This window comes from Oceaniglobus roseus (genome assembly GCF_002869745.1).
Classification (GTDB): Bacteria; Pseudomonadota; Alphaproteobacteria; order Rhodobacterales; family Rhodobacteraceae; genus Oceaniglobus; species Oceaniglobus roseus.
On the sequence record NZ_PNOS01000001.1, the window covers coordinates 139,455 to 163,127 of the forward strand.

Here is a 23,673-nt window from a genome sequence, read left to right on the forward strand (position 1 = left end):
GTATCACCACCGCGAACAGCAAAGGAAAGCCCATGCGCCCGTCTGGCCGTAAATTGGATGAAATGCGCCCCGTTTCAATAGAAACCGGCATCACGAAGCATGCCGAGGGGTCCTGCCTCATCAAGTGCGGCGACACCCATGTGCTGTGCACCGCCTCGCTGGAGGAACGGGTTCCGCCGTTCCTGAAGAACACCGGTCTGGGCTGGGTGACGGCGGAATACGGAATGCTGCCGCGCGCCACGCACACCCGGATGCGGCGCGAGGCGAAGAACGGCCAGTCGGGCCGCACGCAGGAGATCCAGCGGCTGATCGGCCGCGCCCTGCGCGCGGGCGTCGACCGCGTGGCCCTGGGCGAGCGGCAGATTTCCATCGACTGCGACGTGATCCAGGCCGATGGCGGCACCCGCTGCGCGTCGATCACCGGCGGCTGGGTCGCGCTGCGACTGGCGGTCAACAAGCTGATGAAGGCGGGCGATATCGTCACCGACCCGATGATCGACCACGTCGCCGCCGTGTCCTGCGGGCTTTACGCCGGACAGCCGGTGCTGGACCTCGACTATCCCGAGGACAGCGAGGCCGGGGTCGACGGTAACTTCGTGCTGACCGGCGCGGGGCGGCTGATCGAGGTGCAGATGTCGGCCGAGGGCGCCACCTTCTCGCGCGAGGAGATGGACGAGCTGCTGGGGCTGGCCGAGAAGGGGATGCAGGATCTGGTCGCTGCGCAGAAGGCCGCGGTGGCATGACCCGCCGCTTCCCCGGCGGTCAGCTGCTGGTCGCCACCCACAACCGCGGCAAGCTGGAAGAGATCGCCGACCTCCTTTCCGAGTTCGACGTCGAGGTGTTGTCCGCCGCGGACAAGGGCCTGCCCGAACCCGTGGAGGACGGCACGACCTTCGTCGAGAACGCGCGGATCAAGGCCCATGCCGCCGCGAAGGCCATGGGGATGATCGCGCTTTCCGACGACTCGGGGATCGAGATCGACGCGCTGGACGGCGCCCCCGGCGTCTATACCGCGGACTGGGCGGAAACGCCCAACGGACGCGATTTCGTGATGGCGATGACCAAGACGCACAAGCGGCTGGAAGCCATCAACGCCCCCTTCCCGCGCACCGCCCGTTTCTGCTGCACCCTCGTCATGGCCTGGCCGGACGGGCATGACGAGGTGTTTCTCGGCGTGATGCCCGGCCAGGTCGTCTGGCCGATGCGCGGCGAACAGGGCCACGGCTACGACCCCATCTTCCAGCCAGATGGTTATAATATAACATTCGGCGAGATGGACCGCTGGGAAAAGAACCGCATCAGCCACCGGGCCGACGCCTTCCGGAAACTCGTGGCGGGCTGCTTTGCCTGAAGACTGGCAAGCCGGAGGTTTCGGGCTGTATATCCACTGGCCCTTCTGCCAGTCGAAGTGCCCCTATTGTGATTTCAACAGCCATGTCGCCGCCCGGGTCGACCAGGCCGCCTGGGGCGAGGCGCTGGTGTCGGAACTTCGCCGATACGCCGCGCTGCTGCCGGGGCGCACGCTGAACTCGATCTTCTTCGGCGGCGGCACGCCCAGCCTCATGGACCCCCAGGTCGTGGCCGCGCTGATCGATGCCGCCCGCGCGGGCTGGCCGACGGCGAACACCCTGGAAGTGACGCTGGAAGCCAACCCGACATCCGTCGAGGCCGGGCGCTTCCGCGGTTATCGCGAGGCCGGGGTCAACCGCATCTCCATGGGGATCCAGGCCCTGAACGACCGCGACCTGAAGGCGCTGGGGCGTCTCCACAGCGTCGAGGAAGCGCTGCGCGCCCACGACGTTGCCCGCGGAATCTTCGACCGCGTCAGCTTCGACCTGATCTATGCCCGGCAAGGGCAGAGCATGGAAGACTGGCGGGCCGAGCTGACCCGGGCGCTTGACCTGTCGCCGGACCACCTTTCGCTGTACCAGCTGACGATCGAACCCGGCACGGCCTTTGGCGACCGCCATGCGCGCGGGCTGCTGAAGGGCCTCCCGGACGAGGATCTGGGCGCCGACCTTTACGACGTGACCCAGGAGCTTTGCGCCGCCGCGGGCCTTCCGGCATACGAGGTTTCCAACCACGCCCGGCCCGGGGCCGAGTCCCTGCACAACCTCGTCTACTGGCACTACGGCGATTACGTCGGCATCGGCCCGGGGGCTCACGGCCGGATCACGCTGGACGGGCAGCGATGGGCCACCAGCACCGAACGGCAGCCCGGCAATTGGCTGCACGGCACCCGCGCCGGAACGCCCGCCGAAACCCGCGAGCCGCTGTTGCCTGCGGATCAGGCCGTCGAATACCTGATGATGGGCTTGCGACTGGCCGAGGGCGTCTCGATCAGCCGATTCCATCGGCTGGGGGAAACGCCCCTCGATCCGGTCGTGCTGGAACGCCTGACCGCAGACGGACTTATCGCGATCGAGGGCGATACGCTCAGCACTACGCCGAAGGGCCGCCCCCTGTTGAACGCGATCCTTCGCGAGCTTCTGACGGCCTGACCGCCCTGCCCTCCCCCAGACCTACCGGTTCGAGGAAAGAAGCCGACAGACCTCGTCCAACTCCTCGAGCGTGGCGTAGGCTATCGTCACCTTGCCCGACTCCTGCCCCGGTGCGTGGTCGATCCGAACGGTCAGGCCGACGGTCGCGCTCAGATCCAGCTCCAACGCGCGAGTGTCGGCATCCTTCTCCTGCTTCGGCGGCGTCGGGGTTCGCGGCGCGTGATCGGGCTTCGGTGACTTCGCCAGCGCCTCGGTCTGGCGGACGGACAGGCCCTTTGCCACCACGGTCTTCGCTAGGGCCGAGGGATCTTCGGTTGCAACCAGTGCCCTGGCGTGCCCCGAACTGATCGTGCCCTCGCGCAGAAGCAGCAGCACATCCTCCGGCAGGTTCAGCAGCCGCAGCAGGTTCGCGATGTGGCTGCGACTTTTCCCAAGCGCTTCGGCCAGCTTCTCCTGTGTATGACCGAACCGATCCATGAGTTGCCGGTATCCGGCCGCCTCCTCCACGGGGTTCAGATCGGACCGCTGGATGTTCTCGATGATCGCAACTTCAAGGACTTCGGTATCGTCCAGATCGCGCACCACCGCGGGCACTTCGTGCACCTGCGCCAGTTGTGCGGCACGCCAGCGACGTTCCCCGGCTACGATCTGGTAGAAATCCGTATCGGACGGGTCGCGGCGCAGGATCAGCGGCTGGATCACGCCCTTCTCGCGGATCGAAGCCGCGAGTTCCTGTAACCGCTCCTGCGCAAAATGCCGCCGCGGCTGGTCGGGATTGGGCCGGATCCTTTCGACCGGCACCATCTGGTCCACGCGACGCGGCCCAGAGTCTCCCCTGTCCTGCCGGTCGTCGACCCCGACGTCCGCCATCAGCGCCGAAAGCCCGCGCCCCAATCCCCTGCGTTCCTGCTTCTTGTCGTTCATGTCCGGTCCTGATTATGCGGTGACGGGAGCGTAATGCGACACCAGCTCGTCTGCCAGCGCGCGATAGGCCAGGCTGCCCTTGGAGGTCGAATCATAGGCGAGAACCGGCTGGGCGAAAGAGGGTGCCTCACTGACCCGCACATTCCGCGGGATGACCGTGCGGAAAACCAGGTCACCCAAGGTCTCGCGCGCATCGTTCTCGACCTGCTGGGCGAGCCGATTGCGTCCATCGAACATGGTCAGGACAACACCCTCGATGCGCAGCGACGGATTGGCCGATTGCCGGACTTCCCGGATCGTCAACATCAGCTGTGACAAGCCTTCGAGCGCGAAGAACTCGCTTTGCAGGGGAACGAGCACGGAGTGCGCCGCGACCATGGCGTTCACGGTCAACAGGCTGAGCGAGGGTGGACAATCGATCAGGATGAAATCCAGCGTGTACCGATCAATGGCAGGTTGCCGAAGCGCATCGAAAAGGAGAAAACTCCGCTTCTCGTTCGACACCATCTCGATATCGGCCGAGCTGAGATCCGTGGTCGCCGGCGTGATCCAGAGGCCCTCGAACGCAGTCGGGTGGATCACATCCTCCAAAGGCGCATCGTCGAGCAACAGGTCGTAGGTCGTCAGACGGCGATTGGACGATTCTATGCCCAACCCGGTAGAGGCATTGCCCTGCGGATCGAGGTCCACGATCAGGACATTGTACCCATCCTCGGCCAGCGCCGCGCCCAGATTGATGGCGGTCGTGGTCTTCCCCACGCCCCCCTTCTGGTTCACGACGGCGACGATGCGGGGCCCCTTGGGACGGGTGGGATCAGACACGGCGAAGGTTCCTGAGTACGAGGATTCGTGCGACGGCGTCAGTTTCGCTGTCATGGACATCGCAATCGAAGCTCCAGGTGGTGGCTCCCGCGATTTCCTCGCTGTGCCGGCCCCCTTTGGGGAAGATATACGTCGTTCCCCCATGGCCATGCGGCGACGCCAGGGACAGAAGATGATCAAGCGGCGCAAGCGCCCGTGCGCTGATGACGTCCGCTTCCTGAGACGGGAGGTCCTCGATACGCTCGGTCAGGATCTCGACAGCGGTTTCAGTTTGGCGCGCGACACTGCGCAGGAATTCACATTTTCTCCGATCGCTTTCCACAAGCGTGAACTTCGGCGGATTTTCCCAATCCGCGGACGCCAGGGCGAGCACCAGCCCGGGGAAACCAGCGCCCGTCCCCAGATCCAGCCATGTGCGTGCACCTTGCGGAGCATACTTCCTTAACTGTAGGGAGTCCGCGATGTGGCGGGGGCCCAGGTTTGCGAGGGTTGTCCGAGAAACCAGGTTGATACGGCCGTTCCAGCGCACCAGAAGATCTGCATACAGAGCGAGGCGATCCAATGTTTCACGTGAAACATTCGGATACTCCGCCTTTTGCCGTCCATCCACGACGTTCATCAAACCGCCCGCTGTCTGTTTGCACCCTGGCGAAGCCGCGCCAAGATCAAGGTCATCGCCGCCGGCGTCATTCCATCGACCCTCCCCGCCTGCGCCAAGGTCTCCGGCCGCGCTTGGTTGAGTTTCAGACGAAGTTCGGTCGATAGACCTTCCAGGGAACGGAAATCGAAGTCCGATGGGATCGCCAGCTTCTCATCGCGGCGGATTGCCTCGATATCCCGGCTCTGCCGTTCGATGTAATGCGAATACATCGCGTCGATGGAGAGTTGCTTGAGGATCTCGGGTTCGATGTCTTGGAGTTCGGGATCGAGCGCCAAAACCTCGGCGACACCGACATCTGGAAGACTGAGAAGCTCAAAGCTTGAACGCCGCGACCCGTCCCCAAGCATCGACAGCCCCAGAGAGGCGAGATCCTTTCCCGTCCACGTCTTGGCATCAAGCCGTCGCTTGGCGCCGGCAAGCTTTTCGGCCTTGCTCTGGAAGATCGCGTTGCGCTCTTCGCTGACGCACCCCAGCTCGATCGCGAAAGGTGTCAAACGCTGGTCGGCATTATCGGCGCGCAATGACAGTCGAAACTCCGCCCTGGAGGTGAACATGCGATACGGCTCAGTGACTCCACGCGTGGTCAGATCGTCGATCATCACGCCGATATAACTGTCGGAGCGCTGAAAGACGAACGGATCGCGCCCTTTGGAGAGCAAGGCAGCGTTCAGACCGGCGACCAGACCTTGCGCGGCAGCTTCCTCGTAACCGGTTGTTCCGTTGATCTGACCGGCGAGGAATACCGAGGGAAGAGCGCGCAGGCTCAAGGTCCGGTCCAGCGCGCGGGGATCGACATAATCATATTCGATGGCATAGCCCGGCTGGAGGATTTCGGCCTGCTCCAGGCCCGTGATGGAGCGGACATATCTTTCCTGCACGTCCACCGGAAGCGAGGTCGAGATCCCATTGGGATAGATCGTGTGATCCTGAAGACCTTCCGGCTCCAGGAAGATCTGGTGTGACTCCTTGTCGGCAAAGCGCACCACCTTGTCCTCGATCGAGGGACAATAGCGCGGTCCGACGCCTTCGATGTGGCCGCCGTACATGGCGGATCGACCAAGGTTTTCCCGGATGATCTCGTGGGTTCGCGTATTTGTGTGCGTGATCCCGCAGGCGACCTGCCGTTGCTGGACGTCCCGGGAGAGGAACGAAAATAGCGAAGGATCTGGATCCGCATCCTGCCGCTCGAGAACCGACCAATTGATCGTCCTTCCATCCAAGCGCGGTGGCGTCCCGGTTTTGAGGCGCCCGAGTGGCAAGGACAAATCCCGGAAGCGCTCGGCCAGTCGATTGGACGGCGCCTCGCCCATTCGTCCCCCTTCGCGACGCTCGTCTCCGATGTGGATGACGCCCCGCAGGAATGTCCCGGTTGTCACGACGACAGCCCAGGCGGAGACTTCGGATCCGTCGGCAAGGGTCAAGATGCATCTGGCCCCTTCGGACACGGAGCGAAGGTCTGTCACCTCCCCTTCGATGACGGAAAGATTTGGCTGGGCCTGAAGGTAGGACTGGATCGCGGCACGATACAGGGCGCGGTCGGCTTGCGCGCGGGGGCCCTGGACGGCCGGGCCCTTGCGACGGTTCAGGAGACGGAACTGGATCCCCGCCACGTCGGCAGCGCGCCCCATGATTCCATCCATGGCGTCGATCTCGCGAACCAGATGACCTTTCCCCAAACCGCCGATCGCAGGATTGCAGGACATCACGCCGATGGCCGCGGTCTTCAGCGTCACGAGCGCGGTCTGTGCGCCCATGCGGGCGGCAGCGGTTGCCGCTTCGGCACCAGCGTGTCCGCCGCCAATCACGATCACGTCGAAGCTCAAATGTTTCACGTGAAACACTCCTTACTTCCCGAGACAGAAACTCGAGAAAATGACATCGAGCAGCGACTCGACGCCGATACGACCGGTCAGACTTTCCAAGGCCCGGACCACCGCGCGAAGATCTTCCGCAGCGAACTCGACGGACCCTGCCCCACTCAATACCTGAGCTCGCGCCGATTCTAAAGAGGTCAAACCCTCTTCAAGCGCGACACGATGCCGATGGCGCACCGCGGAGCCGACGCCCAATGCCCGACGCGAAAGCACCTCGGTCACGTGGGACACCAGGTGATCGACGCCCATTCCGGTCTTTCCCGATATCGCTCTTGCGGCGCCACCGGCGAGATCGCCCTTTCCGAGAAGCGCGATATCATCGGCACGCATTTCCAACGCAGCAATCTGCGCCTCGTTCTCCACAAGGAAAACCCGCAGGTCGGCGCGATCCGCCCGGCGTCGCCCCCGCTCGACCCCCTCGGCCTCCACCGCATCCGTGGTCTCTCGCAGTCCGGCGGTATCCAGCAGCGTGACCGGAAGTCCGGCAAGGTCCATCCGCACCTCGATCACGTCCCGCGTCGTCCCCGCCGTTTCCGAGGTGATGGCCGCGTCCCGCCCGGCCAAGGCGTTCAGAAGCGTCGACTTGCCGATGTTCGGCGGACCGACGATGGCCACCTCGAACCCGTCACGAATCCGCTCGGCGATCCGGCTGCCCGCATGTTCCGAGCGGATGTCCGTGGTCACACGGTCGAGAAGCTCCAGAACTTCGGGCGTCACATCCGTGGGAACGTCCTCGTCCGCGAAATCTATCGTCGCTTCCAGAAGGGCAGCGGCGCGGGTGAGATCGGCCCGCCAGCGTTCCACCTTTTCACCCAAGGCACCAGACAGAACACGTTGCGCCTGCCGGCGTTGTGCATCCGTTTCCGCTCCGACGAGATCGGCCAAGCCTTCGACCTGCGTCAGATCCAGACGTTCGTTGTCCAGCGCGCGGCGGGTGAATTCACCCGGTTCCGCCATCCGAAGACCGGAAAGCCCAGACAGCTCGCGCAGCACGGCGTCGACCACCGCCACGCTCCCGTGCAGCTGCAGTTCCGCCGAGGCCTCGCCGGTGAAACTCTGCCCGTCCGGAAAGACGAGGATCAGGCCACGGTCCAGAACTTCGCCATCGTGGGACCTGATATCGCGCAACGCGGCGCGGCGCGGTTGTGGCAAATCGCCGGTCAGACGGCGAATCGCATCGTGGGCGTCAGGGCCGGACAGCCGGACGATGGCGACGCCCGCCTTGCCCCGTGCCGTGGCCAGGGCGAAGATCGTGTCCCGCGACATGACGTGTCACCACCAGACCTGTCAGGTGTTCATCGAATCGAAGAAGTCCGCGTTCGACTTCGTCTGCTTCAGCTTCGACAGCAGGAACTCGATCGCGTCCGTGGTCCCCATCGGGTTGAGGATCCGGCGCAGGACATAGGTCTTCTGCAGGTCGGACTTGTCAACCAGCAGCTCTTCCTTGCGCGTGCCGGACTTGAGGATGTCCATCGCCGGATACACCCTCTTGTCCGCCACCTTGCGGTCCAGCACTATCTCGGAGTTGCCGGTGCCCTTGAACTCTTCGAAGATCACCTCGTCCATGCGCGACCCGGTGTCGATCAGGGCGGTGGCGATGATGGTGAGCGATCCGCCCTCCTCGATGTTCCGCGCGGCGCCGAAGAACCGCTTGGGACGCTGCAGCGCGTTGGCGTCCACGCCGCCGGTCAGCACCTTGCCCGAGGACGGAACGACGGTGTTGAAGGCGCGACCCAGGCGCGTGATCGAGTCGAGCAGGATCACCACGTCGCGCTTGTGTTCCACCAGCCGCTTCGCCTTTTCGATCACCATTTCCGAAACGGCAACGTGACGCGTCGCGGGCTCGTCGAAGGTCGAGGATACCACCTCGCCCTTCACCGAACGCTGCATGTCGGTCACTTCCTCCGGCCGCTCGTCGATCAGCAGCACGATCAGGTAGACCTCGGGGTGGTTCTTCTCGATCGAGTGGGCGATGTTCTGCAGCAGCACCGTCTTGCCGGTCCGCGGCGGCGCCACGATCAGCGACCGCTGGCCCTTCCCGATGGGCGCAACCAAGTCGATGATCCGGGCCGAGCGGTCCTTGACCGTCGGATCCTCCAGCTCCATCCGGAACCGCTCGTCCGGGTAGAGCGGGGTCAGGTTGTCGAAGGCGACCTTGTGGCGGGCCTTTTCGGGGCTTTCGAAGTTGATCGACTCCACGTCGATCAGGCCGAAGTAACGCTCGTTCTCGTCGGGCGCGCGGATCACGCCCTCGACCGTGTCGCCGGTGCGCAGGGCGTACTGACGGATCATGTCAGGAGAAACGTAGATGTCGTCGGGACCGGGCAGGTAGTTGGCTTCCGGCGAGCGCAGGAAGCCGAAACCGTCCTGCAGCACCTCCAGCACGCCGTCGCCGCCGATGATCCAGTCCTCGTCCGCGCGTTCCTTCAGGATCGAGAACATCATCTCGCCCTTGCGCATGGTCGAGGCGTTCTCGATCTCCAGCTGCTCGGCCATGGCCAGCAGGTCCTTTGGGCTTTGGACCTTGAGGTCGGCCAGATTCAGACGGTCTTGGGTCATGGAAAGGGATCCCCGGCGTCGACCCGGATCGGGCGCGGCATTATGTTGAGATGGAGAAGCGATCGGACGATCGCGGCGTAGATAGGCGATGCACCGGCCCGAGTCAACGCCGCTCAGAACGGGCGGGCGATCACCGAGAATACGATCAGGATCATCAGCACCGTCGGAACCTCGTTCATCTTGCGGAAGTGCACGCCAGGGTGCGTGTTCTTCCCCTCGGCGATCAGGCGCCTCTGGCGGGCGCACCACATGTGGAACCAGGTCATGGCGACGACCGAGGCGGCCTTCACCCAGGGCCAGCCTGCAGACCAGTCGATCAGCCCGGGGATCGCCACCATCACCAGCCCGAACAGCCAGGTCGCGATCATCGCCGGGGTCATGATGACGCGCAGCAGCTTGCGCTCCATCATCTGGAACAGCCCGTCGGTCGGCGTATCGGGCGCGACCTGTTCGACGTGGTGCACGAAGAGCCGCGGCAGATAGAACAGCCCCGCCATCCAGGAGATGACCGAGACGATGTGCAGGGACTTGACCCAGGGATAGGCCGAAACGAGCAGGTCTTGCATGGATCCTCGCCGAAGGGTCGCCCCTCCTCTTAGATAATAAAGTAAAAGAGAAAAAGATGATGTTGACTGTTGGGCGGTGGACAAGGGGGATCAAATCTTTTCCACGGGATCCGTCCACACTCGAACCGATCTGTGCGCGACTCGGGCCGTCGTCGGTACGAACTTTCGGAAAAACGGAATTAACTCAATTCAACCAGTAACTTGATGAAAATCCTGCGGTCTTGCGATCTGTGGATAACTCCGTGTAGAAGTCTGGATATCCGGGTTCTGCACAGATATGCACAGGCCTTCATCCACCGTGGACAATTCCGCGCGGAAGTCTGACAAGACTCCCCGGACGCGCCCGCCCGCTCCCGGTTGGCGGAGTCGTCCGCGCTTCGCCCGCAGCTTGCCCCCGGCTTATCCACACGTTGGTTCGCACCTTGCCTGACCTGATCCTCGCCTCCGGCTCCGCCATCCGCGCCGAACTCCTGCGCAAGGCGGCCGTGCCGTTCCGCGTCGAACCGGCCCGGATCGACGAGGACGGCCTGCGCATGGCGCTCGAGGCCGAGGCGGCGGCGCCCCGCGATGTCGCGGATGCCCTGGCCGAGTACAAGGCGCGCCGCGTCTCGGCGAACAACCCCGACGCGCTGGTCCTCGGCTGCGACCAGGTGCTCGAACATCGGGGCCGGATCCTGGCAAAGCCCGAAACCCCGGACGAAGCGCGCACGCAGATCGCGGCCCTGTCCGGCGACCGGCATACCCTGTTGTCGGCCGCGGTCCTCTACGAGGGCGGAGAGCCGCAGTGGCGGCATGTCGGCACAGTCCGGCTGCGGATGCGGGACCTCGGCGCGGATTACATCGACGATTACGTCGCGCGAAACTGGGACAGCATCCGTCACAGCGTGGGCAGCTACAAGCTTGAGGAAGAGGGCGTGCGCCTGTTCACCTCGGTCGAGGGCGATTACTTCAACGTGCTGGGTCTGCCCCTGCTCGAACTCTTGTCCTACCTGATCGCGAGGGGCATCCTGCCGACATGAACGAAGCACCGAAAATCCCGCTGGCCGGCGTCATCGGCTCCCCGATCTCGCACAGCCGGTCTCCTGCCCTGCACCGCCACTGGCTGCGCACCCTTGGCCTGCCGGGCTACTACATCCCCATGGACGTGGCGCAGAAGGACCTGTCGCAGGTGATCCGCGCGCTGCCGAAGATGGGCTTCGTCGGCTGCAACATCACCATTCCCCACAAGGAAAACGTGATCGAGCTGGCCGACCTCGTCACCGATCGCGCGGCGCTGATCGGTGCGGCCAACACGCTGATCTTCCGGGCCGACGGCAAGATCCACGCCGACAACACCGACGGTTACGGCTTCATCCAGAGCCTGCGGCACGCCGCCCCCGACTGGGCTCCGCAGGACGGCCCGGCGGCGGTGTTCGGCGCGGGTGGCGCGGCGCGCGCCGTCATCACCTCGCTGATCGACGCGGGTGTGCCCGAGATCCGGCTGACCAACCGCACCCGCGCCCGCAGCGAAGCCCTGCGGGCCGAGTTCGGGGCCAAGATCGTGGTCTACGACTGGGTCAAGGCGGGCAACACCCTGGACGATGCGCGCACGGTGGTGAACGCCAGCTCGCTCGGGATGGTCGGCAAGCCCGATTTCCGGGTGCCGCTGGACGGCCTGACACCCGGCGCCGTCGTCACCGACCTGGTCTATACCCCGCTGGAAACGACCTTCCTCAAGCGGGCGCGCGAATTCGGCTGCGTCACGGTGGACGGTCTTGGCATGCTGATCCATCAGGCTGCGCCGGCCTTCGAGCGCTGGTTCGGGATGCGCCCCGAGATCGACGAGCGGACCCGCGCGGTGGTCCTCGGCCAGTGAACCGGCCGCTGCTGATCGGCCTGACCGGCTCCATCGGCATGGGGAAATCCGCGACGTCGGCGATCTTCCGCGATCTCGGCGTCCCGGTCTGGGACGCGGACGCGGCCGTGCACCGTCTTTACGCTCCGGGCGGCGCGGCGGTCGAGCCGCTGCGCGCGCTCTTTCCCGAAGCCGTGGGCGAAGATGGCGTCAGCCGCGCGGCCCTGAAGGCGCGGATCGCACGCGATCCCGCCGCCCTGCCCCGGATCGAGGCGGTGGTTCATCCCCTCGTGGCGAAGGACCGGCGAGACTTCATCGCCGCCACGGCCGCGGACATCGTCGTGCTCGACATCCCGCTCCTGTTCGAAACCGGGGGCGAGCGCGAGGTGGACGTGACGGTGGTCGTCTCGGCGGACGCGGACGAGCAGCGGCGCAGGGTCATGCAGCGGCCCGGCATGACGGACGAGATGTTCCGGATGATCCTTGCAAAACAGATGCCGGACGCCGAAAAGCGGGCCCGAGCGGATCATGTCATCGAAACCCGCACCCCCGAACAGGCCCGCGCCGCGGTCGCCGATCTGCTCGACCGCCTCAGACAGGAGCTTCGCCATGCGTGAGATCGTCCTCGACACCGAGACCACGGGGTTCGAACCCGAGGCGGGCGATCGCATCGTCGAGATCGGCGCGGTCGAGCTGCTGAACCACATGCCGACGGGCCGCACCTTTCACGAATACATCAACCCCGAACGCTCGATGCCGCAGGAGGCGTTCGAGGTGCACGGACTGGGCGACGACTTCCTGCGCGACAAGCCCGTGTTTCGCGCCATCGGCCAGAAGTTCCTGGATTTCGTCGGCGACGCCAAGCTGGTGATCCACAACGCCGCCTTCGACATGAAATTCCTGAACGCCGAGCTGGGCTGGCTCGGGCTGCCGAAACTGCCGTGGGATCAGGCGATCGACACGCTGGCCATCGCGCGCAAGCGGTTTCCGGGCGCGCCCGCGTCGCTTGACGCCCTGTGCCGCCGCTTCGGGATCGACAACTCCTCGCGCACGCTGCACGGCGCGCTTCTGGACTCCGAGATCCTGGCGGAGGTCTATCTGGAGCTGATCGGCGGGCGCCAGCCCGGCCTCGTCCTGACCACCGGCGGCGGTGCGTCGCGGGGTGACGCCGGCGCCGAGGCGGCCTGGCGTCCCCGCCCCCGCCCCGTTCCGCTGCCTTCGCGCCTGACGGCGGAAGAGGCGCGCGCCCATGCCGAGTTCATCGCGAAGATGGGGGACGGGGCGCTCTGGCACCGGATGACCTGACGGGCATTCGGCGGCCCCGCTGTGCGGGGCCGCTCGGGCGGCTCAGTTCGGCTTGGCGTCCGCGGCCTGCGCGGCGGCAGCGCGCTGCTGCAGGCTCTGGCGGTACAGCGCCAGGAAGTCGATGTTGTCGAGGTTCAGCGGCGGGAAGCCGCCGTCGTGGGTCACGTCGCTGACGATCCGGCGCACGAACGGGAACAGCATGCGCGGGCATTCGATCAGAAGGAACGGATGCAGCTGCTCGTCCGGGACGTTGTCGATCTGGAAGACGCCGCCATACTCGAGCTCGAGCACGAAGAGCGTGGCGTCGTTGTCCTTGTTCTTCGAGGTGATGTTGAATTTGCCCGTCACCTCGAACTGGTTCTCGGCGCGCTTCTTCGCATCCAGCGCGACCTGGACCTGGACGTCCGGGCTCACGTTGCCGCCGCTGCCGTTACGCACCGCGATGTTCTCGAAGGACAGGTCCTTGACGAACTGCCCGAGGATCCTGAGCTGCGGTGGCGAGGGGGGCGTGTTCTGCCCGGCGGGCTGGGGAGCGTCGGTTTCGGCCATGTGAAAGATCCCTGTCGTTGAAAGTTGCGCAAGGTCTAGCAGGTCGGCCAACCCGCCTCAATGCCGGGTCCAGCCCGAAGCGCCGTGCGTCGGCTTTTTCGAAGGGTCGACCTCGTAGAATTCGCCGTCGATCACGTCGCCGCCGCGCTGCGGCTCGGCCGGACCGCTCCGCGGATCGCCGAACCCCGGCCCCGCCGCGAAGCTCTGCACCTTGACCCGGCTCTTCAGGAAGTCGAAGGCCGCGCGGCGCACCGCCGGGATCAGCAGCGCGAAGCCCAGCGCATCGGTGAAGAAGCCCGGCGTCAGCAGCAGGACGCCCGCGGCCAGGATCATTGCGCCATCGGCCAGCGGCTGCGACGGATCGCGCCCGCTGCGGAACGAGGTGCGCAGCCGGTTCATCGTCTCCGCCCCCTGCGCGCGGACCATCGTCGTGCCGATCAGCGCCGTCACCACCACGACCAGCAGCGTCGGCCAGAGCCCGATCAGGCCGCCCACCTGGATGAAAAGCGCGATCTCGATCAGCGGGACCGCGACGAACAGCAGAAACAGCCACATGATATCCTCCTGGTCCGGGGGCGATAGTGGACTTGCGCCACCCCCGACCTTACATAGGAACCGATGAGACAGGAAACCAACCCCGACACCGCGCAAAAGAGGTTCAGATGAGTACAGCCGTGATCCAGCTTCTGGTTCTCGCCGGGATCGCCGTGTTTCTTATCCTGCGCCTGCGAAGCGTTCTCGGCACCCGTGACGGCTTCGAGAAACCGCCGGTTCAGGGGCCTGCCCCGAAGGCCGCCAAGGCCGGCCGTCCCGAGTTCGAGGTGATCGAGGGCGGGCCGGATCGCGACATCACCGATCACGTGCCCGACGGCTCGCCCAGTGCGAAGGCGCTGGCGGGGATGAAGCTGGCCGAACCGGGGTTCAACGTCGGCGAATTCCTGCACGGTGCCCGCGGCGCCTACGAGATGATCTTGATGGCTTTCGAGAACGGCGACCTGTCCTCGGTCCGTTCGTTCCTGGACCCCGAGGTCGCCGAGGCCTTCGAAGAGGTGATCGAGCAGCGCCGCGCCCAGGGCCTGAAGGTCGAATCCCACTTCGTCGGGGTGCGCGAGGTGGCCCTGGTGGTGGCGGAATATGCCCGCGACACCCAGCAGGGCGAGATCACCATCCGGTTCACCGGCGAACTGACCTCGGCCGTCTACAATGCGCAGGGCGACCTTGTCGAAGGCAGCGCGACCGAGATCCGGCGGCAGCGCGACGTCTGGACCTTCGCGCGCCGCATGGGCGCCGAGGATCCGAACTGGCAGCTGGCCGCCACGGGCGAATGATCCTGCTGCGCGCCGCCGCCTGCGCCGCACTCCTCGCGGCCACGGCCGTCGTCGCGCAGGCGCGGGAGGTCAGCTATCGGGTGATGGAGTTCGCCGATCTCGACGGCTGGCCCGACGACGATCACGAGGCCGCGTTGCAGACCTTCCTCAACACCTGCGGCGACCTCAGGGATGGCGAATGGGCCGCGCTCTGCGCCCTCGCCCGCACCCAGAAGAACGCCCGCACCTTCTTCGAGCTCTTCTTCCGCCCCGTGCTGGTGGAGGATGGCGATCCGATGCTGTTCACGGGCTACTACGAACCGGAACTGCGCGGCTCGCGTCACCAGGGCGGCAAGTACCAGTATCCGATCTACCGTCTTCCGCCCGAGGTGCAGTCGGGCCAGACCTGGTATTCGCGCGCCGAGATCGAGGAGAACGAGGTGCTGGCGGGGAAGGGGCTGGAGATTGCCTGGATCGACGATCCGGTCGACGTCTTCTTCCTTCAGATCCAGGGGTCGGGGCGGATCAGGCTCGACGATGGCGGCAAGATCCGGGTCGGCTATGCCGGGAAGAACGGGCACGACTACCGTTCGATCGGACGCGAACTGGTCCGCCGCGGGGTGTACGAGGCGCACCAGGTCTCGGCCGACGTGATCCGCAACTGGGTCAAACGCAACCCTGTCGAGGGCCCGGAACTCCTGCGCCACAACCCGTCCTACGTCTTCTTCCGCGAGGTGAACGAGGTGCCGGCCGACCGCGGTCCGCTCGGCGCGATGAACCGCTCGATCACCAGGCTGCGCTCGATCGCCGTCGATCCCTCGATCACGCCCCTCGGCGCCCCCGTCTGGATCGAGAAGGGCGGCCGGGATCCGATGCACCGGCTGATGATCGCCCAGGACACCGGCTCGGCCATCAAGGGGGCGCAGCGGGCCGACATCTTCTATGGCACCGGCAAGGCGGCCGGGCGGGCGGCGGGCAGGGTGCGGGATCCGGGCCGCATGTACGTCCTGCTGCCGATCCAGAAGGCCTTCGCCCTCGCGCCGGGGTTCTGAGCCATGGCGCGCCGCAGGGGTCCCCGCCGGCTGAGCGCCGAGGAAGAGGCGTTGTGGAACAAGGTCGTCGGCCGGACCGCGCCGATCCCGCGCTCCGATGTCGCACCCCCGTTTCAAACCGCCCCTGCGCCGAAGGATCCCGCGCCGCTCCCCCGGTTCGAGATCGGCGACCGCGCCCGCGACAGCCGCCCCGCCTACGACCTCGTCCCGCCGATTTCGCGCCAGCTCGCCTCGGCGCCGGTGGCGATGGATCACAAGGCCTTCACCCGGATGAAGCGCGGCAAGTTGCCGGTGGAGGGGCGGATCGACCTGCACGGCATGACGCTGGACGAGGCGCATCCGCGGGTGATCGCCTTCGTCATGGCCTCGCACAACGCGGGCAAGCGGCTGGTCCTGGTGATTACCGGCAAGGGCCGCCGCGGCCCGGATTTCGGGGCGATCCCGGTGCGCCACGGCATCCTGAAGCACCAGGTGCCGATGTGGCTGCGCTCGGGCGTGCTGGCGCCGCTGGTGCTGCAGGTCTCGGAAGCGCACCAGAGCCACGGCGGCTCAGGCGCGTACTACGTCTACCTCCGGCGCGCGCGGTAGGGCGGGCCGGGCACGGCCGATGCCGACGACGGTCAGGAGCGCGGCCGCGGCGAAGTAGAGCGCGATCGCCGGCATCTGCTCGGGGAAGCTCAGGCCGAGGTCGATCAGCCCGCCGGTGATGCCCGGCCCGATGGCCGACCCGAAGACCATGACCGCAGCGGCCAGCGCCTTGATCGCGCCGATGTGGCGGGTGCCGTAGAACTCGGCCCAGAAGGCGGCGGGGACGGTGGCCTGCATCCCGGTGCCGAGCCCGAACAGCATCATTGCCGCCGCCGCGCCCCAGAGCGTTTCGGCCTGCCACATCACGAAGAAGGCCAGCCCGTAGGGGACAAGGTAGACCTGGATCAGCCGGGCCGAGCCGAAGCGGTCGATCAGCGCCCCGGCGGTGAAGGTGCAGGCGATGGACACCGCCGTGAACAGCGGCAGCAGTGCCACGAAATCGGCCAGCGCCCAGCCCTTCACCTCGGTCATGTGGACCTGGTGGAAGAACAGCGCGGTGCCCCAGGCGGGTGGGCCGAGCAGGAGGGGGATCATCAGCCAGAACAGCCAGTGGTGCAGCATGTCGCGGCGGGTCCAGTGGCGATGCTCCATGCCGAAGCTGGCCGTCGTCTCGGCGACGGACTGCGGCGTGCGCTCGGCCTTCAGCAGGCGATAGATCACGGGGATCGTCAGCAGGACCAGCCCCGCGGCCACGATCCAGAGCGTCCGCCAGCCCATGACCCCGAGCAGCGCGACGAAGATCACCGGCAGGACGGCCTGACCGATGGCGAAACCCATGGAGGAGATCGAAAGCGCCCGTCCGCGGGTGGCCTTGAACCAGCGGGCCATGGCGACGAGGCTCAGCTGGCTCATCATGCCCTGGCCGGTCAGGCGAAGGGCGAAGATCGTCAGCGCCAGAAGGACGACGCCGTGCACGCTCGCCATGGCGAGGCAGGAGAGGGCGAGCAGGACCGCGACGCCCACCGTCAGGTGACGCACCCGGAAGCGGTCGGTCAGCACCCCGGCCCAGACCATGGCCAGCGCCGAGGCGGTCGTCGCGATGGTGTAGATCAGGCCCCAGGTGCCGTTCGAGATGCCGTAATCGGCCATGATCCCGCCCGCGAAGAGGGCGATGAAGAAGGTCTGCCCGTAGCTCGACGTGAAGGAGAGCAGGACGCCGGCGGTGAGGAACGGCGCGTTGTCGCGGAGGAAGCGGAAGAATCCCATGCGCAAGGTCTCTGCCCATTCGCGTGGAAAGGGAAGGGCAGGGCTGGGAAAAGATCAGCGCATGATCGATGCGGGCAGGATGGGGGATATCACCCATCCTGCCCCAGGGATCACAGGACGTAACGGCTCATGTCGACCGAGCGGGAGAGTTCGCCGAGGTTCTTCTCGACGAAGTCGCCGTCGACGACGATCTCCTCGCCGCCGCGGTCCGGGGCGGTGAAGGAAAGCTCCTCGAACACCCGCTCCATGATCGTGTAGAGGCGGCGGGCGCCGATGTTCTCGACGCTCTCGTTGACCTGGAAGGCGATCTTCGCAAGCGCGTGGATGCCTTCCTCGGTGAAGCGGACCTGCACCTTCTCCGTCTCCATCAGCGCCGTGTACTGAAGCGTCAGGGCGTTGTCGGTCTCGGTCAGGATGCGCACGAAATCGTCCTCGGTCAGCGCCCGCAGCTCCACCCGGATCGGCAGGCGGCCCTGGAGTTCGGGCAAGAGGTCCGAGGGCTTGGCGATGTGGAAGGCGCCCGAGGCGATGAACAGGATGTGGTCGGTCTTTACCGGCCCGTATTTCGTGGCCACCGTCGTGCCCTCGATCAGCGGCAGTAGGTCGCGCTGCACGCCTTCGCGCGACACGTCGCCGCCGCGCACGTCCTGCCGGGCGCAGACCTTGTCGATCTCGTCGAGGAAGACGATCCCGTTCTCCTGCACCGCCTCCAGCGCCGCCTTGTTCACCGTCTCGTCGTCCAGCAGCTTGTCGGCTTCCTCGCCCAGCAGCACGTCGTAGCTTTGCGCCACGGTCATCTTCTTGCGGACGGTCCGGCCCTTGAACGCCTTCCCGAACAGGTCGCCGATGTTCATCATCCCGCCCATCTGGCCCGGCGGCATGCCGGGGATCTCCATCCCGCCGAGGGGGTTCGAGGTGTCGGCGATCTCGAGTTCGATCATCGTGTCGTCGAGTTCGCCCGCGCGCAGCTTCTTGCGGAACATCTCGCGCGTCTGTTCGCGCGCGCCTTCGCCGGCGATCGCTTCCAGCACGCGGTTCTCGGCATTCTCCTGCGCGCGCGACCGCACATCCTCGCGCATCAGCTCGCGGGTCATGGTGATCGAGGATTCCATCAGGTCGCGCACGATCTGCTCCACGTCACGGCCGACATAGCCGACCTCGGTGAACTTCGTCGCCTCGACCTTGAGGAACGGCGCGCGGGCGAGCTTCGCCAGGCGGCGGCTGATCTCGGTCTTGCCGACGCCGGTGGGGCCGATCATCAGGATGTTCTTCGGATAGACCTCGTCGCGCAGGTCGGCGTCCAGCTGCTTGCGCCGCCAGCGGTTCCGGAGGGCAACGGCGACGGCGCGCTTGGCGTCCTTCTGGCCGATGATGAAGCGGTCGAGTTCGCTCACGATCTCGCGGGGGGTCAGGTCGGTCATGGTGTCAGTCCTTGATGTGCCGCAGGATCAGGCTGTCGCCGGTGCGGCCTTGCAGTTCGGGAATGGGGCGGAAGCCCGCCCGCGCATAGGCCCGGACGGCGCGGAGGTTGGCCGGGTCCGGGTCGATGATGATGTTCGTGAAGCCTTCGGCGCGCAGCCTTTCGGTGAAGCGTGACAGCACGCGCGTGCCGGTCCCGCGGCCCAGGCTCTCGCCGTCGGCCAGCGACAGGTCGACGCCCACCGCGTCGTCGGGAAGCTCGGTCATCCAGGGGGCTTGCGACAGCCATGGTTCGACCCGGTTGTCGGCGATCCGCCACATCTGGATGTAGCCCGCATCGGCCCCGTCGAGCGTGAAGATCCACGGCGAGGTCGTGTCGCGGCCTTCGATCATGTCGCGGATATAGCCCAGCTCGGTCTCCGGATCGCCCCACCACGCCCGCCAGTGCGGCCGCGCCAGCCAGTCCGCCAGCATGGGCAGATCGGCTTCGGTGACGGGGCGGAAGCCGATGTCGGGCGCTCCGGCGGTGTCAGCCACCGATCGTCTCCACCGTCAGGTTGCCGTTGGTGTAGACGCAGATGTCGGCGGCGATGGCCATGGCGCGGCGCGCGATGTCCTCGGCATCCATTTCGCTGTCCATAAGCGCCCGCGCCGCCGCCAGCGCATAGTTGCCGCCGGACCCGATGGCGGTCACGTCATGCTCGGGCTCCAGCACGTCGCCCGCGCCGGTGATGACGTAAAGGTCCTTGCCGTCGGTGACGATCAGCATCGCCTCCAGCTTCTGGAGGTACTTGTCGGTGCGCCAGTCCTTGGCCAGTTCCACCGCCGCCCGCATCAGCTGCCCCGGCGTCGCCTCGAGCTTCGCCTCCAGCCTCTCGAGCAGGGCGAAGGCGTCGGCGGTGGAGCCGGCGAAGCCCGCCACCACCTCGTGCCCGCCGGGTTTCAGGCGGCGCACCTTGCGCGCCGTGCCCTTGATCACCGTCTGGCCCAGGCTGACCTGGCCGTCGCCCGCGATCACCACCTTGCCGCCCTTGCGGACACCGATGATCGTGGTGCCGTGCCAGCCGGGGAAGTCCTGCTTCGTCATGTTCTTTCTCCGTCTCTTCCCGCCCGATATGGCGGCGGGGAAACGGATTGCCAAGCGTTCGCCATGGCGAAGCGCGATCCGGCACGGTATTCGGAGGCCATGGAGCCTGCCCGTATCCTTCGCCTCTACTACGACGACGAACTGCTGGCGCGCGCCGGGGCGGGGCAGCACAACTATACCAACCGCCTGCGCACGGCCTTCGGATCGCGCGGTGTCGAGGTGAAGCTTTGCCGCAATTCCGATGCCGCGCGGCTCCTGTCGGCGGGGCTTCCCGGCTATTCCCTGTTCCACATGGACGACCCGTTCCATCCCCGCGCGCTGACGACGCGGCTGGCCTATTTCTATCCGTTCTGGCGGATCGAGGCCTCGGCCAAGCGGTGGGAGTGGGGAGTCGCGCGGTCGGCGTTCCGGCCGGATGCCATGGACCGCGATCTGGCCGAACGGTTCGTCCGGCGGCAGCGTCGCGTGCGGCTTCCGGGGCGGCCGACGCGGGAGGGATACGTCTATGTGCCCCTGCAGGGGCGGCTGACGGAGCACCGGAGTTTCCAGACGATGTCGCCGCTCGACATGCTGGGCGAGACGCTGGCGCACAGCGGGCGGCGGGTGGTGGCGGGGCTGCATCCGAAGGAGGTCTATTCGGAGGCGGAACTCGAGGCGCTGCACGCGCTGGTCGCCGCCAATCCGCGGCTGGAGCTGAGCGCGGCCCCGGCCGGGACGCTGGTGCTGGGCTGCGACTACGTGGTGACGCAGAATTCCTCGGTCGCGCTGCTGGGATACATCGCCGGAAAGGCGGCGGTCCTGTTCGGCCAGATCGACTTCCACCACATCGCGCTGAACGTCGGTGCGCTGGGGGTGGCCGAGGCCTTTGCCCGCGCGCCGGAGCATCGCCCCGACTTCGACGCCTATCTCTACTGGTTCCTGAAGGCGACGGCGATCAACGCCGGGGCGGAGGAGGCCGAGCGGCAGATCCTCGACGCCGTGCGGCGGCACGGCTGGGTGTTCTGAGGGTGAACCGCTGGGTCGACCGGGGCGTTGAATGCATGTGTGCCGGGAGTTGTGTCCATGGTGAAGTCGTTCCTTACGGTGCTGGTGGCGGGGATCTGTCTGGCGGAGCCTGCTTGTGCGCAATCGCTGCCGAAAGATCTGGTCGGATCGTGGGATGTCTCGCCCGAGGATTGCGCGCGCCCGGGCACCTCGGTCACGCAGGTCAACATCTCGCCGAACCGTATCATCACCTTCGGCGGTGACGCTCTGGTGCGGGAGGTCGAGCGGACCGGAGACGTCACCTTCGCAGCCGGGGATTTCCGCCAGACGGAAGGCGTGCCGGAGACGGCACCGCGGACGCGAGAGTATTTCCGGTTGACCCAGAGGGACGGCCCCGACCACATACACTTCGTCTGGAAGAGCGTGCGGTCAGTGGACCTGGTGCGATGCGGCTCTGATCGGGCGGAATCGACGTCACCGGAAGAAGCGGCGGCAGGGCCCGACAGGCCGGTCTATGACGGTCCGCTGCCAATTCCGCTGGGGCTTTGGGTGATCGCCGGGGAGTCCTGCGACGCTCCTGCCGACACGGACTGGCGTGTCTATGACGGCATGGGTCTGCGTGGCGCGTCGAGTCGGCGTTGCGAGATCGACGGGACCGAACAGCAGGGCGAAAGCATCGTCTTCTCGCAGCTCTGCGAGGCGAGTTACGACGGCTCGGTCGAGGCGATGCGCGCCAGGATCACCGTCACGGCACCGCGCCGGTTCGCGCTGGTCGAGGGCGGCGAGAGTGAGGCGCAGGCGTTCAACTGGTGCCGCACGGCGATGCATCCGTAGAGGGAGGCGGATGTCGGTTTAGCCCGGTGCTGCGGCGGACCAGTCGAGAAGGGCGTCGAGGGCGGGGCAGAGGGATTGGCCCCAGTCGGTGAGGCTGTACTCGACCCGCGGCGGCACCTCGGGATAGACGGTGCGGCGGACGATGCCGTCCTCCTCCATCTGGCGAAGCTGCTGGATCAGCATCTTCTGCGAGATGCCCGGGATCGCCCGTTCGAGTTCCGAGAATCGCAGGACATTTCCGCCGAAGAGGTGGAACAGGATCACCAGCTTCCACCGCCCCTCGATCATCGCCAGCGCCTTCTCGACCCCGTCAGCCGCGGTTTCGCGGGTGTAGAGATGGCGGGTCGGGGCCGGATCGTCCATTTCTTACCTCCGGGTAAGTACCTGACTTTTTTGTATGTTCTTGCGATCGGGACGGCAAGTGCGCAGATCTCCGTCACATGAAACAAGATGGAGACTGAACCGATGGAACAGACCCTTCCCCTGCCCGTCGTGCGATATCTGGCCGCGGTCCGGCCCGGCCAGATCGCCGAGTGCTTCACCGAGGATGCCGTCGTCGTGGACGAACGGAAGACCCGCCGGGGCCGTGCCGAAATCCGGCAATGGCGCGAGGAGGCGGCGAAGATCGATTACCGCCAGGACATCCTGTCGGTCGGTCACGACGGCGAACGGGCGCTGGTGCGCTGTCGGCTGACGGGCGATTTCCCGGGGAGCCCGGTCGAGCTCGACTATCGGCTCGAGCTTGCCGGAGACCATGTCGCCCGCTTGGAGATCGCGTGATGGCCCTCGATCTGGGACTGCACGGCGCGCGGGTCCTCGTCACCGGCGGCACACGGGGTACGGGGGCGGCGACCGTCGCCTTTCTGGCCGGGCAGGGCGCGCGCGTGCTGGCCACGGCAAGGTCCCGGTCCGGGGATCTGCCGCCGGGGGTGGAGTTCGTGACCGCCGACGTGACCACCGGCGCGGGCTGCAAGACGGTGACGGAGGCTGTCCGTGACAGGTTGGGCGGGCTCGACGTGCTGGTGCATGTGCTCGACGGCTCGCATGCGCCGGGAGGCGGCTTTGCCGCACTGACGGATGCCGACTGGGAACAGGAGATCGCGCTGAACCTGGTGGCGGCGGTGCGGCTCGACCGCGGTCTGGTGCCGGGCATGGTCGCGCAGGGTTCGGGGGTGGTGGTGCATGTCACCTCAATCCAGCGGCAGATGCCCCTGCCGGACTCGACCACCGCCTATGCCGCGGCGAAGGCGGCGCTGTCGACCTATTCCAAGGGCCTGTCGAAAGAAGTGGGTCCGAAGGGCGTGCGTGTGGTCCGGGTATCGCCCGGCTGGATCGAGACCGATGCGGCCATCGCCCTGACGGATCGGCTGGCGGCCGGGGCGGGCACGGATCGGGCGGGCGGCAAGGCGATCGTCATGCAGGGTCTTGGGGGAATTCCCCTTGGCCGCCCGGCGCGCCCCGCCGAGGTGGCCGCCCTGATCGGCTTCCTGTGTTCGCCCCAAGCCGGTGCCATCACGGGAAGCGAGCATGTCATCGACGGGGGAACAGTGCCTGTCGCCTGACGGCGCGCCTTGCAACGAAGAAGGGCGCCCCGTGCCGGG

General features: G+C 66.4%; 28 protein-coding genes. 14 read left to right on the forward strand and 14 right to left on the reverse strand.

The window, feature by feature from the left end; all coding sequences use genetic code 11:
- The first annotated feature begins 32 nt into the window (after nucleotides 1-32).
- Genes rph through hemW form a run of 3 tightly spaced genes read left to right on the forward strand, consistent with a single transcriptional unit; the run spans nucleotide 33 to nucleotide 2,501 of the window.
- Entirely contained in the window at nucleotides 33-743 is a 711-nt protein-coding gene (gene rph / locus A7B20_RS00655) for a ribonuclease PH (RefSeq protein WP_102106611.1), read from the forward strand.
- On the forward strand, nucleotides 740-1,351 hold the full coding sequence (gene rdgB / locus A7B20_RS00660) for an RdgB/HAM1 family non-canonical purine NTP pyrophosphatase (protein ID WP_102106612.1): 612 nt from the start codon (nucleotides 740-742) through the stop codon (nucleotides 1,349-1,351). The genes rph and rdgB overlap by 4 nt, the downstream gene beginning before the upstream one ends.
- Nucleotides 1,344-2,501 carry a radical SAM family heme chaperone HemW gene (hemW, locus tag A7B20_RS00665; RefSeq protein ID WP_102106613.1) on the forward strand — a complete coding sequence of 386 codons (1,158 nt, stop codon included), beginning with the start codon at nucleotides 1,344-1,346 and terminating at the stop codon, nucleotides 2,499-2,501. The genes rdgB and hemW overlap by 8 nt, the downstream gene beginning before the upstream one ends.
- 21 nt (nucleotides 2,502-2,522) lie before the next feature.
- Here the strand turns inward: hemW and A7B20_RS00670 are convergent, their stop codons facing one another.
- The 7 genes from A7B20_RS00670 to hemJ form a co-directional block, all read right to left on the reverse strand.
- The gene (locus tag A7B20_RS00670) at nucleotides 2,523-3,425 is read right to left on the reverse strand and encodes a ParB/RepB/Spo0J family partition protein (RefSeq protein ID WP_102106614.1); all 903 of its coding nucleotides are present in this window, start codon (nucleotides 3,423-3,425) and stop codon (nucleotides 2,523-2,525) included.
- Nucleotides 3,426-3,437: 12 nt separating this feature from the next.
- Nucleotides 3,438-4,247, reverse strand: coding sequence for a ParA family protein (locus A7B20_RS00675; protein WP_102106615.1), 810 nt, complete (start codon nucleotides 4,245-4,247; stop codon nucleotides 3,438-3,440).
- Nucleotides 4,240-4,866 carry a 16S rRNA (guanine(527)-N(7))-methyltransferase RsmG gene (gene rsmG / locus A7B20_RS00680; RefSeq protein WP_102106616.1) on the reverse strand — a complete coding sequence of 209 codons (627 nt, stop codon included), beginning with the start codon at nucleotides 4,864-4,866 and terminating at the stop codon, nucleotides 4,240-4,242. The genes A7B20_RS00675 and rsmG overlap by 8 nt, the downstream gene beginning before the upstream one ends.
- On the reverse strand, nucleotides 4,866-6,740 hold the full coding sequence (gene mnmG, locus A7B20_RS00685; RefSeq protein WP_102106617.1) for a tRNA uridine-5-carboxymethylaminomethyl(34) synthesis enzyme MnmG: 1,875 nt from the start codon (nucleotides 6,738-6,740) through the stop codon (nucleotides 4,866-4,868). The genes rsmG and mnmG overlap by 1 nt, the downstream gene beginning before the upstream one ends.
- Before the next feature lie 12 nt (nucleotides 6,741-6,752).
- Nucleotides 6,753-8,048, reverse strand: a complete 1,296-nt coding sequence (mnmE, locus tag A7B20_RS00690; RefSeq protein WP_102106618.1) for a tRNA uridine-5-carboxymethylaminomethyl(34) synthesis GTPase MnmE — start codon at nucleotides 8,046-8,048, stop codon at nucleotides 6,753-6,755.
- A 21-nt stretch (nucleotides 8,049-8,069) separates the two neighbouring features.
- A complete protein-coding gene (gene rho, locus A7B20_RS00695) occupies nucleotides 8,070-9,341 on the reverse strand; it encodes a transcription termination factor Rho (RefSeq protein WP_102106619.1) in 1,272 nt (423 codons plus the stop codon).
- A gap of 113 nt (nucleotides 9,342-9,454) precedes the next feature.
- Entirely contained in the window at nucleotides 9,455-9,907 is a 453-nt protein-coding gene (hemJ, locus tag A7B20_RS00700) for a protoporphyrinogen oxidase HemJ (protein WP_102106620.1), read from the reverse strand.
- Nucleotides 9,908-10,329: 422 nt separating this feature from the next.
- On the opposite strand from hemJ, the gene A7B20_RS00705 reads away from it, so the two are divergent.
- From A7B20_RS00705 to dnaQ, 4 genes are read left to right on the forward strand one after another with little or no spacing between them, the layout of a single operon-like run.
- Complete coding sequence (locus A7B20_RS00705) at nucleotides 10,330-10,926, forward strand: Maf family protein (protein WP_102106621.1); 597 nt, start codon at nucleotides 10,330-10,332, stop codon at nucleotides 10,924-10,926.
- On the forward strand, nucleotides 10,923-11,762 hold the full coding sequence (locus tag A7B20_RS00710) for a shikimate dehydrogenase (protein WP_102106622.1): 840 nt from the start codon (nucleotides 10,923-10,925) through the stop codon (nucleotides 11,760-11,762). The genes A7B20_RS00705 and A7B20_RS00710 overlap by 4 nt, the downstream gene beginning before the upstream one ends.
- Nucleotides 11,759-12,358: a dephospho-CoA kinase gene (gene coaE, locus A7B20_RS00715; RefSeq protein ID WP_102106623.1), complete on the forward strand. Its 600-nt coding sequence runs from the start codon at nucleotides 11,759-11,761 to the stop codon at nucleotides 12,356-12,358. The genes A7B20_RS00710 and coaE overlap by 4 nt, the downstream gene beginning before the upstream one ends.
- Nucleotides 12,351-13,046 (forward strand): DNA polymerase III subunit epsilon, encoded by a 696-nt coding sequence (gene dnaQ / locus A7B20_RS00720; RefSeq protein ID WP_102106624.1) that lies wholly within the window; start codon nucleotides 12,351-12,353, stop codon nucleotides 13,044-13,046. The genes coaE and dnaQ overlap by 8 nt, the downstream gene beginning before the upstream one ends.
- A gap of 42 nt (nucleotides 13,047-13,088) precedes the next feature.
- Here the strand turns inward: dnaQ and secB are convergent, their stop codons facing one another.
- Both secB and A7B20_RS00730 read right to left on the reverse strand, forming a co-directional pair.
- The gene (gene secB, locus A7B20_RS00725) at nucleotides 13,089-13,595 is read right to left on the reverse strand and encodes a protein-export chaperone SecB (RefSeq protein WP_102106625.1); all 507 of its coding nucleotides are present in this window, start codon (nucleotides 13,593-13,595) and stop codon (nucleotides 13,089-13,091) included.
- Between the two features lie 57 nt (nucleotides 13,596-13,652).
- Entirely contained in the window at nucleotides 13,653-14,150 is a 498-nt protein-coding gene (locus A7B20_RS00730; RefSeq protein WP_102106626.1) for an FxsA family protein, read from the reverse strand.
- A gap of 107 nt (nucleotides 14,151-14,257) precedes the next feature.
- Here A7B20_RS00730 and A7B20_RS00735 point away from each other — a divergent pair, with 107 nt between their 5' ends.
- Genes A7B20_RS00735 through A7B20_RS00745 form a run of 3 tightly spaced genes read left to right on the forward strand, consistent with a single transcriptional unit; the run spans nucleotide 14,258 to nucleotide 16,542 of the window.
- Nucleotides 14,258-14,923, forward strand: a complete 666-nt coding sequence (locus A7B20_RS00735; RefSeq protein ID WP_102106627.1) for a Tim44/TimA family putative adaptor protein — start codon at nucleotides 14,258-14,260, stop codon at nucleotides 14,921-14,923.
- Complete coding sequence (gene mltA / locus A7B20_RS00740) at nucleotides 14,920-15,954, forward strand: murein transglycosylase A (protein WP_245866439.1); 1,035 nt, start codon at nucleotides 14,920-14,922, stop codon at nucleotides 15,952-15,954. The genes A7B20_RS00735 and mltA overlap by 4 nt, the downstream gene beginning before the upstream one ends.
- A gap of 3 nt (nucleotides 15,955-15,957) precedes the next feature.
- On the forward strand, nucleotides 15,958-16,542 hold the full coding sequence (locus A7B20_RS00745) for a Smr/MutS family protein (protein WP_102106628.1): 585 nt from the start codon (nucleotides 15,958-15,960) through the stop codon (nucleotides 16,540-16,542).
- Here A7B20_RS00745 and A7B20_RS00750 read toward each other — a convergent pair.
- The 4 genes from A7B20_RS00750 to hslV form a co-directional block, all read right to left on the reverse strand.
- Nucleotides 16,504-17,748 carry an MFS transporter gene (locus A7B20_RS00750; protein ID WP_102106629.1) on the reverse strand — a complete coding sequence of 415 codons (1,245 nt, stop codon included), beginning with the start codon at nucleotides 17,746-17,748 and terminating at the stop codon, nucleotides 16,504-16,506. The genes A7B20_RS00745 and A7B20_RS00750 overlap by 39 nt on opposite strands.
- A 110-nt stretch (nucleotides 17,749-17,858) precedes the next feature.
- Nucleotides 17,859-19,169: an ATP-dependent protease ATPase subunit HslU gene (hslU, locus tag A7B20_RS00755; RefSeq protein ID WP_102106630.1), complete on the reverse strand. Its 1,311-nt coding sequence runs from the start codon at nucleotides 19,167-19,169 to the stop codon at nucleotides 17,859-17,861.
- A gap of 4 nt (nucleotides 19,170-19,173) precedes the next feature.
- The gene (locus A7B20_RS00760) at nucleotides 19,174-19,704 is read right to left on the reverse strand and encodes a GNAT family N-acetyltransferase (RefSeq protein ID WP_216641153.1); all 531 of its coding nucleotides are present in this window, start codon (nucleotides 19,702-19,704) and stop codon (nucleotides 19,174-19,176) included.
- Complete coding sequence (gene hslV / locus A7B20_RS00765; protein ID WP_102106631.1) at nucleotides 19,697-20,254, reverse strand: ATP-dependent protease subunit HslV; 558 nt, start codon at nucleotides 20,252-20,254, stop codon at nucleotides 19,697-19,699. The genes A7B20_RS00760 and hslV overlap by 8 nt, the downstream gene beginning before the upstream one ends.
- Before the next feature lie 63 nt (nucleotides 20,255-20,317).
- Between hslV and A7B20_RS00770 the strand changes: the two genes are divergently transcribed.
- Both A7B20_RS00770 and A7B20_RS00775 read left to right on the forward strand, forming a co-directional pair.
- Nucleotides 20,318-21,259 carry a hypothetical protein gene (locus A7B20_RS00770; RefSeq protein WP_102106632.1) on the forward strand — a complete coding sequence of 314 codons (942 nt, stop codon included), beginning with the start codon at nucleotides 20,318-20,320 and terminating at the stop codon, nucleotides 21,257-21,259.
- A 57-nt stretch (nucleotides 21,260-21,316) separates the two neighbouring features.
- The gene (locus A7B20_RS00775) at nucleotides 21,317-22,072 is read left to right on the forward strand and encodes a hypothetical protein (RefSeq protein WP_102106633.1); all 756 of its coding nucleotides are present in this window, start codon (nucleotides 21,317-21,319) and stop codon (nucleotides 22,070-22,072) included.
- Nucleotides 22,073-22,090: 18 nt separating this feature from the next.
- Here A7B20_RS00775 and A7B20_RS00780 read toward each other — a convergent pair whose 3' ends face one another.
- Entirely contained in the window at nucleotides 22,091-22,435 is a 345-nt protein-coding gene (locus A7B20_RS00780; protein ID WP_102106634.1) for a winged helix-turn-helix transcriptional regulator, read from the reverse strand.
- Nucleotides 22,436-22,537: 102 nt separating this feature from the next.
- Between A7B20_RS00780 and A7B20_RS00785 the strand changes: the two genes are divergently transcribed.
- Both A7B20_RS00785 and A7B20_RS00790 read left to right on the forward strand, forming a co-directional pair.
- Complete coding sequence (locus A7B20_RS00785) at nucleotides 22,538-22,852, forward strand: nuclear transport factor 2 family protein (protein ID WP_102106635.1); 315 nt, start codon at nucleotides 22,538-22,540, stop codon at nucleotides 22,850-22,852.
- Complete coding sequence (locus tag A7B20_RS00790; RefSeq protein ID WP_102106636.1) at nucleotides 22,852-23,634, forward strand: SDR family oxidoreductase; 783 nt, start codon at nucleotides 22,852-22,854, stop codon at nucleotides 23,632-23,634. Before A7B20_RS00785 ends, A7B20_RS00790 begins: the two co-directional genes overlap by 1 nt.
- Nucleotides 23,635-23,673: the final 39 nt, after the last annotated feature.